Annotated in this window: 13 protein-coding genes; 9 read left to right on the top strand and 4 right to left on the bottom strand. The window is 62.0% G+C overall.

Annotated features, from left to right (window positions below):
• The first annotated feature begins 247 nt into the window (after positions 1-247).
• Together P3T25_RS47185 and galU are read left to right on the top strand one after the other, a co-directional pair.
• The gene (locus P3T25_RS47185) at positions 248-3127 is read left to right on the top strand and encodes a valine--tRNA ligase (RefSeq protein WP_429364531.1); all 2880 of its coding nucleotides are present in this window, start codon (positions 248-250) and stop codon (positions 3125-3127) included.
• A gap of 72 nt (positions 3128-3199) precedes the next feature.
• Positions 3200-4081: a UTP--glucose-1-phosphate uridylyltransferase GalU gene (galU, locus tag P3T25_RS47180; RefSeq protein ID WP_054042256.1), complete on the top strand. Its 882-nt coding sequence runs from the start codon at positions 3200-3202 to the stop codon at positions 4079-4081.
• A gap of 134 nt (positions 4082-4215) precedes the next feature.
• Here the strand turns inward: galU and P3T25_RS47175 are convergent, their stop codons facing one another.
• The 4 genes from P3T25_RS47175 to P3T25_RS47160 all read right to left on the bottom strand — a co-directional run bounded on the left by P3T25_RS47175 (position 4216) and on the right by P3T25_RS47160 (position 7519).
• A complete protein-coding gene (locus P3T25_RS47175; protein ID WP_025600552.1) occupies positions 4216-4443 on the bottom strand; it encodes a sulfurtransferase TusA family protein in 228 nt (75 codons plus the stop codon).
• 145 nt (positions 4444-4588) lie between these two features.
• The gene (locus P3T25_RS47170) at positions 4589-5632 is read right to left on the bottom strand and encodes a Gfo/Idh/MocA family oxidoreductase (protein WP_429364529.1); all 1044 of its coding nucleotides are present in this window, start codon (positions 5630-5632) and stop codon (positions 4589-4591) included.
• Positions 5629-6645 (bottom strand): inositol 2-dehydrogenase, encoded by a 1017-nt coding sequence (gene iolG / locus P3T25_RS47165; RefSeq protein WP_211605611.1) that lies wholly within the window; start codon positions 6643-6645, stop codon positions 5629-5631. Before iolG ends, P3T25_RS47170 begins: the two co-directional genes overlap by 4 nt.
• Complete coding sequence (locus P3T25_RS47160; protein ID WP_154567214.1) at positions 6638-7519, bottom strand: MurR/RpiR family transcriptional regulator; 882 nt, start codon at positions 7517-7519, stop codon at positions 6638-6640. Before P3T25_RS47160 ends, iolG begins: the two co-directional genes overlap by 8 nt.
• Positions 7520-7796: 277 nt before the next feature.
• Here P3T25_RS47160 and P3T25_RS47155 point away from each other — a divergent pair, with 277 nt between their 5' ends.
• The 7 genes from P3T25_RS47155 (at position 7797) to iolB (ending at position 16885) form a co-directional block, all read left to right on the top strand.
• Positions 7797-8843 carry a sugar ABC transporter substrate-binding protein gene (locus P3T25_RS47155; RefSeq protein WP_154567215.1) on the top strand — a complete coding sequence of 349 codons (1047 nt, stop codon included), beginning with the start codon at positions 7797-7799 and terminating at the stop codon, positions 8841-8843.
• Between the two features lie 191 nt (positions 8844-9034).
• Positions 9035-10210, top strand: a complete 1176-nt coding sequence (locus tag P3T25_RS47150; RefSeq protein ID WP_154567216.1) for an ABC transporter permease — start codon at positions 9035-9037, stop codon at positions 10208-10210.
• A gap of 13 nt (positions 10211-10223) precedes the next feature.
• Positions 10224-11048, top strand: coding sequence for an ATP-binding cassette domain-containing protein (locus P3T25_RS47145; protein WP_429364525.1), 825 nt, complete (start codon positions 10224-10226; stop codon positions 11046-11048).
• A gap of 66 nt (positions 11049-11114) precedes the next feature.
• Complete coding sequence (locus tag P3T25_RS47140) at positions 11115-13181, top strand: bifunctional 5-dehydro-2-deoxygluconokinase/5-dehydro-2-deoxyphosphogluconate aldolase (RefSeq protein WP_429364523.1); 2067 nt, start codon at positions 11115-11117, stop codon at positions 13179-13181.
• A complete protein-coding gene (gene iolD / locus P3T25_RS47135) occupies positions 13178-15151 on the top strand; it encodes a 3D-(3,5/4)-trihydroxycyclohexane-1,2-dione acylhydrolase (decyclizing) (RefSeq protein ID WP_429364521.1) in 1974 nt (657 codons plus the stop codon). The genes P3T25_RS47140 and iolD overlap by 4 nt, the downstream gene beginning before the upstream one ends.
• A 10-nt stretch (positions 15152-15161) precedes the next feature.
• Positions 15162-16088 carry a myo-inosose-2 dehydratase gene (gene iolE, locus P3T25_RS47130; RefSeq protein WP_154567220.1) on the top strand — a complete coding sequence of 309 codons (927 nt, stop codon included), beginning with the start codon at positions 15162-15164 and terminating at the stop codon, positions 16086-16088.
• A complete protein-coding gene (iolB, locus tag P3T25_RS47125) occupies positions 16085-16885 on the top strand; it encodes a 5-deoxy-glucuronate isomerase (protein WP_429364519.1) in 801 nt (266 codons plus the stop codon). The genes iolE and iolB overlap by 4 nt, the downstream gene beginning before the upstream one ends.
• Positions 16886-17041 lie beyond the last annotated feature (156 nt).

Below are 17041 nucleotides of genomic sequence, written 5' to 3'. Positions count from 1 at the left end.
AAGTGTCAACCATGTCCCCGCACACCTGTCAGCTATGTCTCCGGTCTATACACAGCCGGCAAAGAGAAGTAGGTGCCGCCCCGCACAGGGGCAACACTAATAGACCACTAACAAAACAAGGAAAGGCCAAAGCCCCAGGCAAACAGACAATAAGCGCCGCGCAGGCAAAAACCGCCCCCTAGGGGCCCCCACCGGCATCGCCGCTTATAATCAAACATTCTTTGCATCCACCAGCAGACGGACAGAAATGAGCGAGACCCCGAGCGACCCCACCTCCACACTTGCCAAAAGCTTCGAGCCCCACACCATCGAGGCCCACTGGGGCCCCGAATGGGAAAAGCGCGCCTACGCGGCGCCCACCTTCGACGAAAACAAGAAAGACTTCTCGATCCAGTTGCCGCCGCCGAACGTCACCGGCACCCTGCACATGGGCCATGCGTTCAACCAGACGATCATGGACGGCCTCACCCGCTATCACCGCATGCTCGGTGAAAACACCCTCTGGGTGCCGGGCACGGACCACGCAGGCATCGCCACGCAAATCGTCGTCGAACGGCAACTGGATGCGAAAGGCGTCTCCCGTCATGACCTCGGCCGCGAAAAATTCACCGAACGCGTCTGGGAATGGAAGCAGGAATCCGGCTCGACCATCACGAATCAGGTGCGCCGCCTAGGCGCGTCGATCGACTGGTCGCGCGAATACTTCACGATGGACGACAAAATGTCGGCCGCCGTGCGCGACGTGTTCGTACGCCTGTATGAACAAGGCCTGATCTACCGCGGCAAGCGCCTCGTGAACTGGGATCCGGTGCTGCTCACCGCCGTCTCCGACCTCGAAGTGGTCAGCGAAGAAGAAAACGGCCACCTCTGGCACATCCAGTATCCGCTCACGGACGGCTCGGGCCATCTGACGGTCGCCACCACGCGCCCGGAAACCATGCTCGGCGATACTGCCGTGATGGTCCATCCGGAAGACGAACGCTATGCGCATCTGATCGGCAAAACGGTCACGCTGCCGCTCTCCGGCCGCGAAGTCCCGATCATCGCCGACGACTACGTCGACCGCGAATTCGGCACCGGCGTGGTCAAGGTCACGCCCGCGCACGATTTCAACGACTATCAGGTCGGCCTGCGCCACAAGCTGCCGATGATCGAGATCCTCACGCTCGACGCGAAAATCAACGACAACGCGCCGGAAACCTACCGCGGTCTGGACCGTTTCGAAGCCCGCAAGCAGGTGGTGATGGATCTCGAAGCGCTCAGCGCACTCGAATCGGTCAAGCCGCACAAGCTGATGGTGCCGCGCGGCGACCGCACGGGCGTCGTGATCGAGCCGATGCTGACGGACCAATGGTTCGTCGCCATGAGCAAGCCGGCGCCGGAAGGCACCTTCAATCCGGGCAAGTCGATCGCGGAAACGGCGCTCGACGTGGTTCGCAGCGGCGAAATCAAGTTCGTGCCGGAAAACTGGTCCACCACGTATTACCAGTGGCTCGAAAACATCCAGGACTGGTGTATCTCGCGCCAACTCTGGTGGGGCCATCAGATCCCGGCGTGGTACGGCGAAAACGGTGAAATCTTCGTCGCCAAGACCGAAGAAGGCGCGCGCGAGAAGGCCGCAGAAGCCGGTTACACGGGCCCGCTCAAGCGCGACGATGATGTGCTCGATACGTGGTTCTCGTCGGCGCTGGTGCCGTTCTCGTCGCTCGGCTGGCCTGCCGAGACGCCGGAACTGAAGCACTTCATGCCCTCGTCGGTGCTGGTCACCGGTTTCGACATCATCTTCTTCTGGGTCGCGCGCATGGTCATGATGACCACGCACTTCACCGGCAAGGTGCCGTTCGACACGGTCTACGTGCACGGTCTGGTGCGCGACGCCGAAGGCCAGAAGATGTCGAAGAGCAAGGGCAATACGCTCGACCCGATCGATATCGTCGACGGCATCGACCTCGACGCGCTGGTCGCCAAGCGCACCACCGGTCTGATGAATCCGAAGCAGGCTGCGTCGATCGAAAAGAAAACCCGCAAGGAATTCCCGGACGGCATTCCGGCGTTCGGCACGGACGCGTTGCGCTTCACGATGGCGTCGATGGCCACGCTCGGCCGCAACGTCAACTTCGATCTCGCGCGCTGCGAAGGCTATCGCAACTTCTGCAACAAGCTGTGGAATGCCACCCGCTTTGTGCTGATGAATTGCGAAGGCCACGATTGCGGTTTCGGAAAGCCGGAGCAATGCGGCGAATGCGGTCCGGACGGCCACCTGAATTTTTCGGCGGCCGACCGCTGGATCGTTTCGCGTCTACAACGTGTGGAAGCGGAAATCGCCAAGGGTTTCGCCGACTATCGTTTTGACAATGTGGCCAACGCCCTATACAAGTTCGTATGGGACGAATACTGTGACTGGTATCTCGAACTCGCCAAGGTTCAGATCCAGACGGGTCAGCCGAACCAGCAGCGCGCAACGCGCCGCACGCTGCTGCGCGTGCTCGAGACGGTGTTGCGCCTCGCGCATCCGGTGATTCCGTTCATCACTGAAGCGCTGTGGCAAAAAGTTGCACCGTTGGCCGGACGTTATCCCGAAGGCAAAGCCGAGGGCGAAGCGTCCATCATGGTGCAGCCCTACCCCGTTGCGGAGCCGTCGAAGATCGACGAAGACGCGGAGCAATGGGCGGCCGACCTGAAAGCAGTGATCGATGCGTGCCGGAATCTGCGTGGCGAGATGAATCTGTCGCCGGCGGTCAAGGTGCCGTTGCTCGCTACCGGCAACGCGGAGCGCCTCGCAACCTTCGCTCCGTACGCTCAGGCATTGGCTCGTTTGTCGGAGGTGCAGATCATTGCCGACGAGGCAACGCTGGACGCGCAGGCAGATGGCGCGCCAATTGCTATCGTAGGGAATGACAAGCTCGTGCTGAAGGTGGAAATCGACGTTGCCGTCGAGCGCGAGCGTCTGTCGAAGGAAATTGCGCGGCTTGGCACGGAAGTCATCAAGTGCAATGCCAAATTGCAGAATGAAAGCTTTGTGGCAAAGGCGCCACCGGCAGTCGTTGAGCAGGAGCAGAAAAGGCTGGCAGAATTCGAAACCACTATCGGCAAGCTGAAAGCCCAATTGGCGCGTTTGCCGGCCTGATCGACGCGCCCTGTCCGCCCCGTTGCGGGCTGACAGGGCACAAAGCTAAACCAGAGGATTCAGGGTAATCACATGCTAAAAGTTACAAAAGCGGTTTTTCCGGTAGCAGGTCTTGGCACCCGGTTCCTCCCTGCCACGAAGGCAAGCCCGAAGGAGATGCTGCCGATCGTCGACAAGCCGCTGATTCAATACGCGGTGGAAGAGGCAATGGCGGCCGGCATCACCGAAATGATCTTTGTCACGGGGCGCAGCAAGCGCGCGATCGAGGACCATTTCGATAAGTCATACGAAATCGAGGCCGAACTCCAGGCGCGTGGCAAGGACAAGCTGCTGGAACTCGTGCGCAGCATCAAGCCGAGCCATGTGGACTGCTTCTACGTGCGTCAGCCGGAAGCGCTTGGTCTCGGCCACGCGGTGATGTGCGCTGAAAAGCTGGTGGGCGACAACCCGTTCGCCGTCATCCTCGCGGACGACTTGCTCTACGGCAAGCCGCCTGTCATGACGCAGATGATCGAGGTGTTCGACCACTATCACAGCTCGGTGATCGGTGTCGAAGAGATCCCGCACTCGGAGACGAAGTCGTACGGTATCGTCGACGGCAAGGAGTGGGAAGACTCGATCATCAAGATGTCGGGCATCGTCGAAAAGCCGGAACCGGACGTCGCACCGTCGAATCTCGGCGTGGTAGGCCGCTATGTGCTAAAGCCGCGTATTTTCGAACATCTGCGCGCGCTGAAGCCGGGCGCGGGCGGCGAATTGCAGTTGACGGACGCGATTCAGTCGCTGCTCGCCGATGAGCAAGTGCTGGCTTACAAGTACCACGGCACGCGTTTCGACTGCGGCAGCAAGCTGGGTTATCTGAAGGCGACGGTCGAGTTCGCGCTGCGTCACCCGGAAGTGGCTGCGGATTTCGAAGAATATCTGCGTACCCGTTCGCCGGTGCTGGAAGGCTGAGCAACGGGGACAGCCGCGCAGAACCCTTGCGCTGTTAGCCTCTCGCGAGATAAGCAGTAGTCAGACGTAAAAAAGGCGCTGTGCCCCGCAATTGCGGGCACAGCGCCTTTTGTTTGGTATTTTTGTTTTGTATTTCAGCGGCGCTTCATCAGAAACGTGAAAACCTTGTCGTGCGCCGAGCTTTCGACGATTTCGTTGCCGGTTTGCTTCGCGAATGCGGCGAAATCGCGCTGCGAGCCCGGATCGGTGGCCAGTACCTTGAGAATCTGGCCGCTTTCCATGTCGGCGAGCGCCTTCTTGGCGCGCAAAATGGGCAGCGGGCACATCAGCCCGCGCGCATCGACTTCCTTGTGAACCTGAATTTGCATCGACGATGACCTTCGGGATGAGGCGTCGTAAGCGACGCCGGACAGAGGGTCAAATTCTACAGCAGGTGTCGTTTAGCCGCCGGAAGCGACGCAGTCATGTCGATTGTCGCAATCCGGCGGCGTTTTGGTGCCTTGGGCGCTACAACGTGACCGCCTCTCCGCTCTGCAAAGACTGGCGCAACGCCATGCCGATCCGCGTCGCTTCGAGCGCGTCGGCAAGCGTGGCGCCTGCTTGCGCATTCGATGCCGCACCGCCCTGCACCGCCGCCACGAAGGCGCGCGCCTCATGCAAAAACGCATCCTCGAAGCGATCGAAGAAGGTCGGCGTGCATTCGTTGCGAATGCCCGTCGCGTCGTAGATCTCGACGCGATTTGCCCGCGGATTGTGGCCAATCGCCAGCGCGCCGGCTGTGCCGATCACCTCGCTATGCGTGTCGTTACCGTGAGCTTGCGTGCGTGACGCATAGAACATCGCGAGCTTGCCGTCCTCGAATTCGCAGATCGCCACGCCGTTATCGACGTCGCCGAATTCCCGCAGCCCCTCGTGCAATGCGACCGCGCCCGCCGCAAACACGCGTTTGGCGCGCGGTTTGCCGAGCAGCCAGCGCGCGACGTCGATGTCGTGCACCGTGCAGTCCAGAAAGATCCCACCGGAGGTCGCCGCGAAACGCACGAAGAAGCCGTCGTTGTCGTTCTGATCGGTGGTTTGCGAGCGCACCAGAAACGGTCGGCCGATCTTGCCGGCTTCGATCTTGTCGAACGCATCCTTGTAGCTCGGATCGAAACGCCGCATGAAGCCGATGGTCGCCTGCAAATGCGGATAGCGCGCGGCCTCGGCCAATACGCGCTCGCACTCGGCGAGATCCAGCGACAGCGGCTTCTCGCAGAACACATGTTTGCCGGCACGCAACGCATCGATAATCTGCTGCGCATGCAAGGACGACGGCGTGACGAGCCACACCGCGTCCACGTCGCGATCGGCGAGCAGGGCCGCATAGTCGTCGTAGAGACGCGGTTCGGGCAACGCCTCGCGCGCCCACGCCCGCTCCTCCTCCACCGGACTGCAAGCGGCCACGAGCGCCGCACCCGGCACGCGATACGCCAGATTCTCCGCGTGGCGCTTGCCCAACCGCCCCAAGCCGACCACACCCAAACGAAGCCGCCCAGTCGTCGTGTTCGTCACGATGCCTCCCCGAGCTTCACGGCGCGACCCTCACGCCACGAGCGCGTCGCGGCGTCTGCCAGTTCGAGCGCTTTCAGGCCGTCGGCGACGGTGGTTCGCACCGGCTTGCCGTGCGTGACCGCATCGAAGAAATGCGCGATTTCCAGTGCGTACGCCGCGCGATAACGTTCGAGGAAAAACGCCTCGGGCACGTCGCTCGACACTTCGGTTTTCGAATACGCGGTGACCTCGGTGGGCCGTACATTGCCCGCCTGCAGCATGCCGGTGCTGCCGAGCACCTCGAAACGCTGGTCATACCCATAAGCCGCGCGCCGCGCGGTGTTGATCTGGCACAGGCGGCCGTGCTTCGTGCGGATCGTCACCGCGGTCGAATCGATATCGCCCGCTTCGGCAATCGCCGGATCCGAAAGACAGCTACCCGTAGCGTGCAGCGTGTCGGCTTCGTCGTCGAGAATCCAGCGGAAGATGTCGAAGTCGTGAATCAGCATGTCCTTGAAGATGCCGCCCGAGTGCTTGATGTACTCGACCGGCGGTGCGCCCGGATCGCGGCTCGTCACCACCAGCATTTCCGGCGTGCCGATTTCGCCCGCATCGATGCGCGCTTTCAACGCGGAAAAGGTCGGGTCGAAGCGGCGCTGAAAACCGATCATACAAACCACGCCCGCGCGCTCTACCGCTTCGGCGCAGGCCCGCGCGCGTTCCAAAGTCAGATCGACCGGCTTCTCGCAGAACACATGTTTCTTCTGTGCGGCCGATTTCATGATCAGATCCGCGTGCGTGTCCGTGCTCGAACAGATCACCGTCGCACCGATCGACGCGTCGCCCATCGCGCCGTCGATATCCGCAACCTGCGCGCCGTGCTCGGCGGCGAGCGCCGCGGCCGCCTCGCGATTCACATCGACCACATACTTGAGCCGCACGCCCGGTTGCCGCGCCAGATTCGCCGCATGAATCTTGCCGATACGTCCCGCACCGAATACCGCTACGTCGATCGTCTTTACCGCCTCAGTCATCGTATCCTCCAGTGTCTTTGGATTCTTCTACGTTCAGTTCGAGCTTGTACGCGAGCGCGATGAACAACGCCTGGCACAAACAGATCGTGCTGGTCAGCGAGCGGAACGCAAACGCGCTGCCCTCTTTCACATACAGTTGGGTGGTAGCGTAACGCGCCAGCGGAGAAAGTTGGCTATCCGTAATAACCAGCGTCTTCGCTTGATGATGGTGCGCAACACGCAGGCAGTACTGTGTTTCCTTGCCATACGGGGCGAAGCTGATCGCGATCACCACGTCGCCCTTCTTCACGCTGCGAATCTGTTCGCGGTACATGCCGCCGAAGCCGGACACCAGATGCACGCGCTTGGGGGTGTGCTGCAACGCGTAGACGATATAGCTCGCCACTGGAAACGAACGCCTCACGCCGATCACGTAGATGTTGTCGGCCTGCTGCAGCATCTTCACGGCGGCATCGAACTGCTGGTCGTCGAGGCCGGCTTCAAGTTCTTCAAGACCGCCGCGCGAGGCCGCGATGAATTCGCGCGCCACGGAGCCGCCGGACAACGCGCCAGGCTTCTCGTCGATCAGCTTGCGAATCCGCTGCTGATAACTCGGCGAGGACGTGCCCTGTCCCGTGTACGCCTGACGAAATACCGCCTGCAGATCGGAGAAGCCGGAAAAGCCGAAGCGCTGCGCAAAGCGCACCACCGCCGACGGATGCACGCCGCAGCTCGCGGCGATATCGCTGGTGCGATCCACCATCACGCTCGAGCGATGCTGCTCGATATACGTCGCCACATTCTTCAATTGCCGCGGCAGCGCCTCGTAGTTTTCCGCGATGCGCTGCATCAATTCTTCGACGCTCGGCAAGTCTTCGGTGCTCTCTTCCGCCATGGCTCTCTCTTCGTTGCTTTATTGCAGTGCGGAAGGCGCTTCCAGCGCGCGCCGCACAGTGTCCTGACGCTGCCGATTATAGGCAGGCGCCCCACCAAATGGAACGTATTTTCTATTTTTATTTGTCATGAAATTTTCATTGCAAGACTTCGGAAGATGACCTAATCTTGGTCGTGAGCGATGGTGCATCGGCTGACGTCTGCCGCAACGCACGCAATCGGAAAGCCGCCCGCCAGACGCTCCCTTCAATAACGACAGACCGAGAAAGGTGGAGACAATGAGACTTTGCAAGGGCAAGGCTACGCTCAGGATTCTGGTGGCGGCATTGACGTTGGCGACGGGATTCGGTGCGGCGTCGTCCGCCCGCGCGGCTGACGCTCACTTCGTGCTGATCAGCCACGCGCCGGATTCGGATTCGTGGTGGAACACCATCAAGAACGCCATCAAACAGGCCGACGAAGATTTCAACGTCGAGACCGACTACCGCAATCCGCCGAACGGCGACATCGCCGATATGGCGCGTCTGGTCGAACAGGCCGCCGCGCGCAACTACGACGGCGTGATCGTTTCGATCGCAGACTTCGACGTGCTCAAGAGTTCGCTCGCCAAGGTCACCGAGAAACACATTCCGCTCGTCACGATCAATTCCGGCACTGAGGAGCAAAGCGCGCAGCTTGGCGCGATCATGCACGTCGGCCAGCCTGAATACGCCGCGGGCAAAGCGGCGGGCCAGAAAGCGAAGGCAGCGGGCATCAAGTCGTTCCTGTGCGTGAACCACTACGCGACCAACCCGGCTTCGTTCGAACGCTGCCGCGGCTTTGCCGAGGCGATCGGCGTCGACTTCAAGTCCTCCACGCTCGACGCGGGCCAGGACCCGACCGGTGTGCAATCGAAAGTGAGCGCGTATCTGCGCAATCACCCGAACACCCAGGCGGTGCTCACCCTGGGTCCGCTGTCGGCCGCGCCGACGATGAAGGCGCTGCAGCAGATGGGCCTCGCCGGCAAGGTCTGGTTCGCGACGTTCGACTTCGACAATGACATCGCCAAGGGCATCCAGGACGGCACGATCCAGTTCGCCATCGACCAGCAACCCTACCTGCAGGGCTATATCCCGGTTGCCGTACTGGCCATCGTGAAGAAGGAACACACCACAGATCCGGCGAAGATCCGCCAGATCCTGCAGGCCAATCCGAAGTTCCAGCAACGTCTCACCACGTACGGCCTGCAGCCCGCCTATGGGCCGCGCAATATCGGTTCCGGCCCGGGTTTCATCACCAAGGCCAATATCGACAAGGTGGTCAAGTACGCAGGGCAGTACCGCTAACGCATTTCGCTGGAAGTACGGACACGGGAGAACCGTTCCGGCAGGTATGAAGAAAGTGGACGCGGCCGGCCGCAACTGGCCAGGCCGCCCCACGCCTGCATTCACCACGTTTTACGTGCATTACGCGCCATGCGGTCCGATTGCAGTCCTTTGATGACTGCGAAAAGCCGGGCGCATCAAGGAGAGCTTCAATGGGCGTAGCCAACCCCTTCCACCCTCATCCCCGCAAGCAGCCCCCTTCGAACACCGCGACGACGTCAACGTCCGGCGGTGCGCCCGCGGCGGCCGATGAGCGCGTGCGCCAGGAATCGTGGTTCCGGCATCTGCTGAACCGTCCGGAATTCGCCGCCCTCGCCGGCACCGTGATGGTGTTCCTCGTGTTTGGGATTGCGGCCGGCAACTCCGGCATGTTCAACCTCGACGGCGTGATGAACTGGTCGCAAGTGGCCGCGTATCTCGGCCTCATCTCAGTCGGTGCATGCCTGTTGATGATCGCCGGCGAATTCGATCTGTCGATCGGTTCGATGATCGGCTTCTCGGGCATGATGGTCGCGCTGCCCACGATGTACTTCCACTGGCCGATTGCCTTGTCGATCGTGTTCGCGTTCGCCGGATCGATGCTGCTCGGCGCACTCAACGGCTATCTGGTGATGCGCACGCGGCTGCCGTCATTCATCGTGACGCTGGCGTTCCTGTTCATCCTGCGCGGCCTCACGCTGGCCCTGTCGGTCATGTTCGCCGACCGCACGATCATCTCCGGCGTGGGCGACGTCGCCGCTCACGACTGGCTCGCCCATACCTTGTTCCAGGGTGTCGCGTTCAAGGGCCTGTTCACCTGGCTCGGCCATATCGGTGTTGTGAAGCTGCTCGATAACGGCAACCCGCTCGTGCCGGGCATCCCGAAAGTGCTGCTCTGGTGGTTCGCGCTTGCTGCAGTCTGTGCCTTCACCCTCGCCAAGACCCGCTTCGGCAACTGGATTTTCGCGGTCGGCGGCGACGCCAACGCGGCGAAGAACGTCGGCGTGCCGGTGCGGCGCGTGAAGATTTCACTGTTCGTGCTGACCGCGTTCTGCGCGTGCCTGTTCGCCGTGCTGCAAGTGTGCGACATCGGCTCGGCCGCGGCCGACCGCGGGTTGCAGGCCGAATTCGAGGCCATCATCGCGGCGGTGATTGGCGGCACGCTGCTGACCGGCGGCTACGGTTCGGTGATCGGCGCCTGCTTCGGCGCGTTGATCTTCGGCGTCGTGCAGATCGGCATCACCTATACGAATGTCGATTCCGACTGGTTCCGCGTGTTCCTCGGCGTGATGCTGCTGATCGCCGTGCTGTTCAATCACTACGTGCGCCGCCGCGTCGCGCAGTCGTAACGAGGAGACGACCATGTCCGATTCGAATACCGTGAACACCGCGGCCAAGCCGCAGGACGACATAATCCTCGCACTCGAAGACGTCAGCAAATACTTCGGCCAGGTCATCGCGCTAAGCGGCGTGACCCTGCGCCTGAAGCGCGGCGAAGTGCATTGCCTGCTCGGTGACAACGGCGCGGGTAAGTCGACGCTGATCAAGACGCTCGCCGGCGTGCACCGCCCCTCTTCCGGTCAATATCTGGTGGATGGCAAACCGGTGCAGTTCGAGTCGCCGAAAGACGCGCTCGATCTCGGCATCGCCACCGTCTATCAGGATCTGGCGCTGGTGCCCTTGCTCTCCGTGGCGCGCAACTTTTTCATGGGCCGCGAGCCGCAGAAAAAACTGTTTGGTTTCTTCAACGTGATGGACCTCGAAACCAGCGCCACCACCGCACGCGACAAGCTCGCCGAAATGGGCATCAACGTGCGCGATCCGCATCAACCGATTGGAACGATGTCCGGCGGCGAGAAGCAATGCCTCGCGATTGCGCGGGCGATTCACTTCGGCGCACGCGTGCTGATTCTCGACGAGCCGACGGCCGCGCTCGGCGTCAAGCAGAGCTTCAACGTGCTCAAACTGATCCACACGGCGCGCGCAAAAGGCATCTCGGTGATTTTCATCACACACAACGTGCACCACGCGTATCCGATCGGCGATTCGTTCACGCTGCTCAATCGCGGCAAATCGCTCGGCACGTTCACGAAGGACACCATCAGCAAGGACGAAGTACTCGACATGATGGCCGGCGGCGCCGAAATGCAGAAGATGATCGGCGAACTCGACGGCGCGACGATCTGATTCATTCGCGCGGGCTTCCGGCGCTTGCCGCGCCTCACGCCCGCGCTCAGCTATTCAGGAATATTCATGAATCATTCCAGCACATCCAGCGGGACCGGGATCGAGAACGGTGGCGGGCTCACTTCCGCTTCGGCGGCAACGGCCAGCCGTTTCGCACCGGACCGCAGTCGCGACATCGTCTGTCTTGGCCGTCTTGCCGTCGATCTGTACGCGCAGCAGGTCGGCGCGCGACTCGAAGACGTGTCGAGCTTCGCGAAGTATCTTGGCGGTTCATCCGCAAATATCGCGTTCGGTTGCGCGCGGCTCGGGCTTGCATCGGCGATGCTGGCGCGCGTCGGCAACGATCACATGGGGCGTTTTCTCACCGAGACCTTGACGAAGGAAGGCTGCGACGTCAGTCATGTACGCGTCGATCAGGAACGCCTGACCGCCCTGGTTCTGCTCGGTCTGAAAGATCGCGATACCTTTCCGCTGATCTTTTATCGCGAGAACTGCGCGGATATGGCGGTGGATGAAGCGGATTTCGACGAGGCGTACATTGCGTCGTCGAAAGCGCTGCTGATTACCGGCACACACTTTTCGACCGAGCAGGTGAATCGCACGAGCCGCCGCGCGCTGGATTACGCGCGACGCAATAACGTGCGCACCGTGCTCGATATCGACTATCGCCCGGTGTTGTGGGGTCTCACGGGCAAGGCGGATGGCGAAACCCGCTTCGTCGCGAGCGAAGGCGTGACCGCGCACTTGCAACGCATCCTGCCCTTGTTCGATCTGGTGATCGGCACCGAGGAGGAGTTCCGCATCGCCGGCGGCAAGACCGAACTCGTCGACGCATTAGCGATGGTGCGCGCCGTGACGCCGGCCACGCTGGTTTTGAAGCGCGGGCCGATGGGCTGCCAGATTATCGACGGCAAAGTGCCCGCAAAGCTCGACGATTTGCCGATTCATGGCGGCGTGGAAGTCGAAGTGCTCAACGTACTCGGCGCGGGCGATGCATTCGCCTCGGGCTTTCTCTCCGGATGGCTGCGCGATCAGCCGCTCGAAGCGTGCGCGCGTGCGGCGAATGCGAGCGGCGCCCTGGTCGTCTCGCGACACGGCTGTGCGCCTGCGATGCCGACGCCTGCCGAACTCGACTATTTCCTGCGCGAGGCCAAGGTCGATCCGCAGCGCATGCGCCGCCCCGACCGCGACGCGACGCTCGCGCGCTTGCATCGTGTCTCCCCTGCCCGCAAACAATGGGACGAAGTACTCGGCTTCGCGTTCGATCACCGCAATCAGTTCTTCGAACTCGCCCAGCAGACCGGCGCCGACGAAGCGCGTATCGTGCAACTGAAGGGCCTGTTCGTCGAAGCTGTCGCACAGACAGAAACCGCCTTGGGGCTGCAAGGCCGCATCGGCATCCTGAGCGACGATCGCTACGGTCAGGACGCATTGAACGCCGCCACCGGACGTGGCTGGTGGATCGGCCGGCCGGTTGAGCTGCCCGGCTCCGTGCCGCTCGTGTTCGACCACGGCCGCTCTATCGGCACGACGCTGATCGCTTGGCCGCAGGAACACATCGCCAAGTGCCTCGTGCAATTCCATCCCGACGAACCCGTCGAACAACGCCTCGAACAGGAAGCGCAACTGCGTGCGCTTTACGATGCGACGCAAGCGAGCGGCCACGAATTGCTGCTTGAAGTAATTCCGCCGAAACACGCGCATCTGCCGCAAGCACCGGACATCGTTTATCGCGCGTTGAAGCGGCTGTACAACATCGGCATCTATCCGGAATGGTGGAAGCTCGAACCGATGGATGCCGCCCAATGGCAAGCCGTCGACGCGCTGGTCGCCGAGCGCGATCCGTACTGCCGTGGCGTGGTGTTGCTCGGTTTGTCGGCGGGCGTCGAGCAATTGAACGAAGGCTTTCGCGCGGCTGCGCAATCGGCGACATGCCGCGGCTTTACCGTCGGCCGCACGATCTTTCACGAGCCGAGCCATGCGTGGCTCGCCGGTGAAATCAGCGACGACGAACTGATCGCGCGCGTGCGCCGCACGTTCGAAACGCTGATTGCGTCGTGGCGTGCAACGCGTGGAACGACAAGCACGCAGCCCAACACGGCGGACCATGCACATCAGGAGCAGGCGGCATGAACCAGCGCGTATTGCATCACGATGCGGCGTCCGCCAACGACGCCACCCAGGCTCACGCGCCATCGGGCGGCACCGTCCGTCTGACGACCGCCCAGGCGCTGGTTCGCTACCTCGCAGCGCAACGCGTCACGACGGAAGACGGCACCGGCACCGAACCGCTCTTTGGCGGCGTATTCGCGATCTTCGGGCACGGCAATGTGGCCGGAATGGGCGAAGCCTTGTATCAGCACCGCGAAGCGTTGCCCACGCTACGCGCTCACAACGAACAGGCGATGACGCACAGCGCGATTGCCTATGCGAAGGCGCATTTTCGTCGCCGTATGATGGCCGTCACAACGTCGATCGGACCCGGCGCGACCAATCTGATCACCGCAGCCGCGCTCGCGCATGTGAACCGTCTGCCGGTGCTGCTGTTACCCGGCGACGTGTTCATCTCGCGCGCGCCCGATCCGGTGTTGCAGCAGGTTGAAGATTTCCATGATGGCGGCGTCTCTGCGAACGATGCGTTCAAACCGGTGTCGCGCTACTTCGACCGCATCGTGCACCCGGCGCAATTGCTCAATGCGTTGCCGCGCGCCCTGCGCGTGCTCACCGATGCGGCCTTGTGCGGTCCGGTCACGCTCGCGCTGCCTCAGGACGTGCAAGCGCAGGCATGGGATTTCCCGGCCGATTTCTTTACGCCGCGCGTCGTCACGTTCCATTCCCCCGCGCCGCGCGCTGAAGACATCAACGCGGCAGTTGCCCATCTGCGCCGCGCCAAGCGGCCGTTGATCGTCGCCGGTGGAGGCGTGCTCTATGGCCGCGCGACCGACGCGCTGCACCGCTTCGCCGCCGCGCACGGCATTCCGGTGGCCGAAACTCAGGCCGGCAAGGGTTCACTCGCCTGGAACGATCCGCTGAACGCCGGCGCGTTGGGCGTGACCGGCTCGCCCGCCGCCAATGCACTCGCTCACGATGCCGACTGCGTGCTGGCAATCGGCACACGCTTGCAGGACTTCACCACCGGCTCGAACACGTTGTTCACCCAGGCCGACGTGATCGGCATCAACGCGAATCCGTTCGATGCCATCAAGCATCGCGCGCTGGTGGTCGAGGCCGACGCACGTCTTGCATTAGATGCGCTCGCCGAATCCCTGCAAGGCTGGCACGCGGACCGTACATGGACCGCACGCGCACATAAGCTCGCGGCAAGCTGGCGCGACACCGTGAGCACGCTCACGCATGCGCCGCAACGCGACACCGTGCTGCCGTATGAGGGCGACGTGATCGGCGCGGTGCAGCGTTCGAGCGCGCGTTCCGCGACGGACGATATCGTCGTGTGCGCAGCGGGAACCTTGCCGGCCGAATTGCATAAGCTCTGGCGCGCCGGCAAACCGGGCGCGTATCACGTCGAATACGGCTACTCGTGTATGGGCTACGAGATTGCCGGCGGCCTCGGCGTCAAGCTCGCCCGGCCCGCGCGCGAAGTGATCGTGATGGTCGGCGACGGCAGCTATCTGATGATGAACAGCGAGATCGCGACTTCGGTGATGATCGGCGCGAAGCTGATCGTGGTGGTGCTCGACAATCGCGGCTATGGCTGCATCAACCGCTTGCAACAAGCTTGCGGTGGCGCACCGTTCAACAACCTGCTCGACGACTGCATGCAGGGTCCGCTTGGCGCGCCGAAGATCGACTTCGCCGCGCATGCACGCGCGCTCGGCGCGCAGGCCGAGCACGTCGCGAACATCGGGGAACTTGAAAGCGCGATGCAGCGTGCACGCGCCGCCGATCGCACCTATGTGATCAGTATCGACACCGACCCCGCCCGCACCACGAACGACGGCGGCTGGTGGTGGGAAGTCGCTGTGCCCGAAGTATCGGCACGCGACAGCGTGCGTGCTGCACGCTCGCAATACGACGCGCAACTCGCCGCCCGCGCGGCGCCCACCGACCCCAGCGACCGCCCCGGCCACATCGACAACGAATGAGGACGCCCGCATGACTGCTTTCGACGTACGTATCGGCATCAACCCCTTATCGTGGATGAACGATGACCTGCCTTCGCTCGGCGGCGAAACGCCACTCGAAGTCGCGTTGACCGAAGGACGCCAGATCGGCTACCAGGGTTTCGAACTCGGCAACAAGTTTCCGCGCGAACCGCAGGCGCTGAAGACCCTGCTTGCCCAATACGATCTGGCCTTGGTATCCGGCTGGTACTCCGGACGACTCGCGCGACGCAGCGTGGAAGAGGAAATCGCCTCGGTCGGCCCGCACCTCGAACTGCTCGCACAGAACGGCGCGACCGCGATGGTCTACGGCGAAGTTGCCGATTCGATCCAGGGCGCACCGCAACCGCTGTACCAACGCCCGCGTTTTTTCAGCGAAGCGCAATGGGCCGCCTACGCGGCGCGCGTCGATGAATTCGCACGCTATACGTTGAGCCGCGGCGTGCGGCTGGCGTACCATCATCACATGGGCGCGTATGTCGAAACGCCGGCCGACGTCGATCAACTGATGTCGCGCACGAGCGACGCCGTCGGCCTGCTGTTCGATGCCGGACACATCACGTTTGCCGGCGGCGATCCGCTCGCGGTGCTCGACAAACACATCGGGCGCGTGTGCCACGTGCACTGCAAGGACGTTCGACCGGCGGTAATGAAACTGGCGCGCAATCGCAACTGGAGTTTCCTCGACGCGGTGATCAGCGGCGCCTTCACGGTGCCGGGCGATGGCGCAGTGAACTTCCCGGCGATCATCGATCGATTGAAGCGGCATGGCTATCGTGGCTGGCTGGTGGTTGAAGCGGAACAGGACCCGGTGGTGGCGCCATCGTACGAGTATGCGCAGAAAGGATTCCGGACCTTGCGAGCGCTGGTCGATGCGCCGCTCGACGCCGGTGGCAGGACTGAGCAGGAGGCAGCATGAGTTTATTGGTAAAGGCGCAGCGCGAGGGCCAGACAATCGCGCGGGTGACGCCTGAGTCGGCGTGCTGGCGGTATGTGGGATTTGCTGCTTACCGGTTGGGCGCGGATGAAGTCGTGCATGTGTTTGAGCCGTCTCGCGAGGTGTGTATCGTCGTGTTGACGGGCGCGGTGGATATTGAAACTGCTGATGCAAAATGGAGTTCGCTGGGTTCACGCGATAGCGTGTTCGAGGATTCCGCGCCGTATGCGGTGTATTTTCCGCCTGGCGTGCGGGTGACGGTTCGCGCCTGTCGCGATGCGGAGGTTGGTATGGCGAGTGCGCCCGGCAAGGGTATGTATCCGGCGAGGTTGATCGAGCCTTCTACGATGAAGCGTTCCACGCGAGGGAAAGGGCTGAATACGCGTTACGTATGCGATATTCTTCCGCAGACTGAGCTTGCGGAGTCTTTGCTTGTGGTTGAGGTTCGTACGCCTGGAGGGCATGCTTCAAGCTATCCGCCGCATAAGCACGATACGGATAATGTGCCTCACGAGAGTTCGCTCGAAGAGACTTATTATCATCGGCTCGATCCGCCGCAAGGGTTTGCTTTTCAGCGTGTGTATACGGATATGCGCGATATCGATGAGTCGATGGCGGTGGAGAATCACGACGTCGTGATGGTGCCGCGTGGGTATCATCCTGTTGTTGTTCCCTATGGGTATGAATCTTATTATTTGAATGTTATGGCTGGGGGGCAGCGGACCTGGCATTTTCGGAATGATCCCGCGCATGAGTGGATTATTAATAAGGATGGCTAGGGGTTTTTGCCTTTTGCGGCGGCATTTGGCCGTGTTCTTGGGGCGTTGGCCTTTCCTTGCATTGTTAGTGGTCTATTAGCGTTGCCCCTGTGCGGGGCGGCACCTACTTCTCTTTGCCGGCTGTGTATAGACCGGGGACATGGTTGACAGACGTGC

It is taken from the genome of Paraburkholderia sp. GAS32 (genome assembly GCF_050434225.1).
GTDB lineage: Bacteria > Pseudomonadota > Gammaproteobacteria > Burkholderiales > Burkholderiaceae > Paraburkholderia > Paraburkholderia madseniana.
Note: the sequence above shows the minus strand (reverse complement) of the source record. Positions and strands in the feature narration are given on the sequence as shown.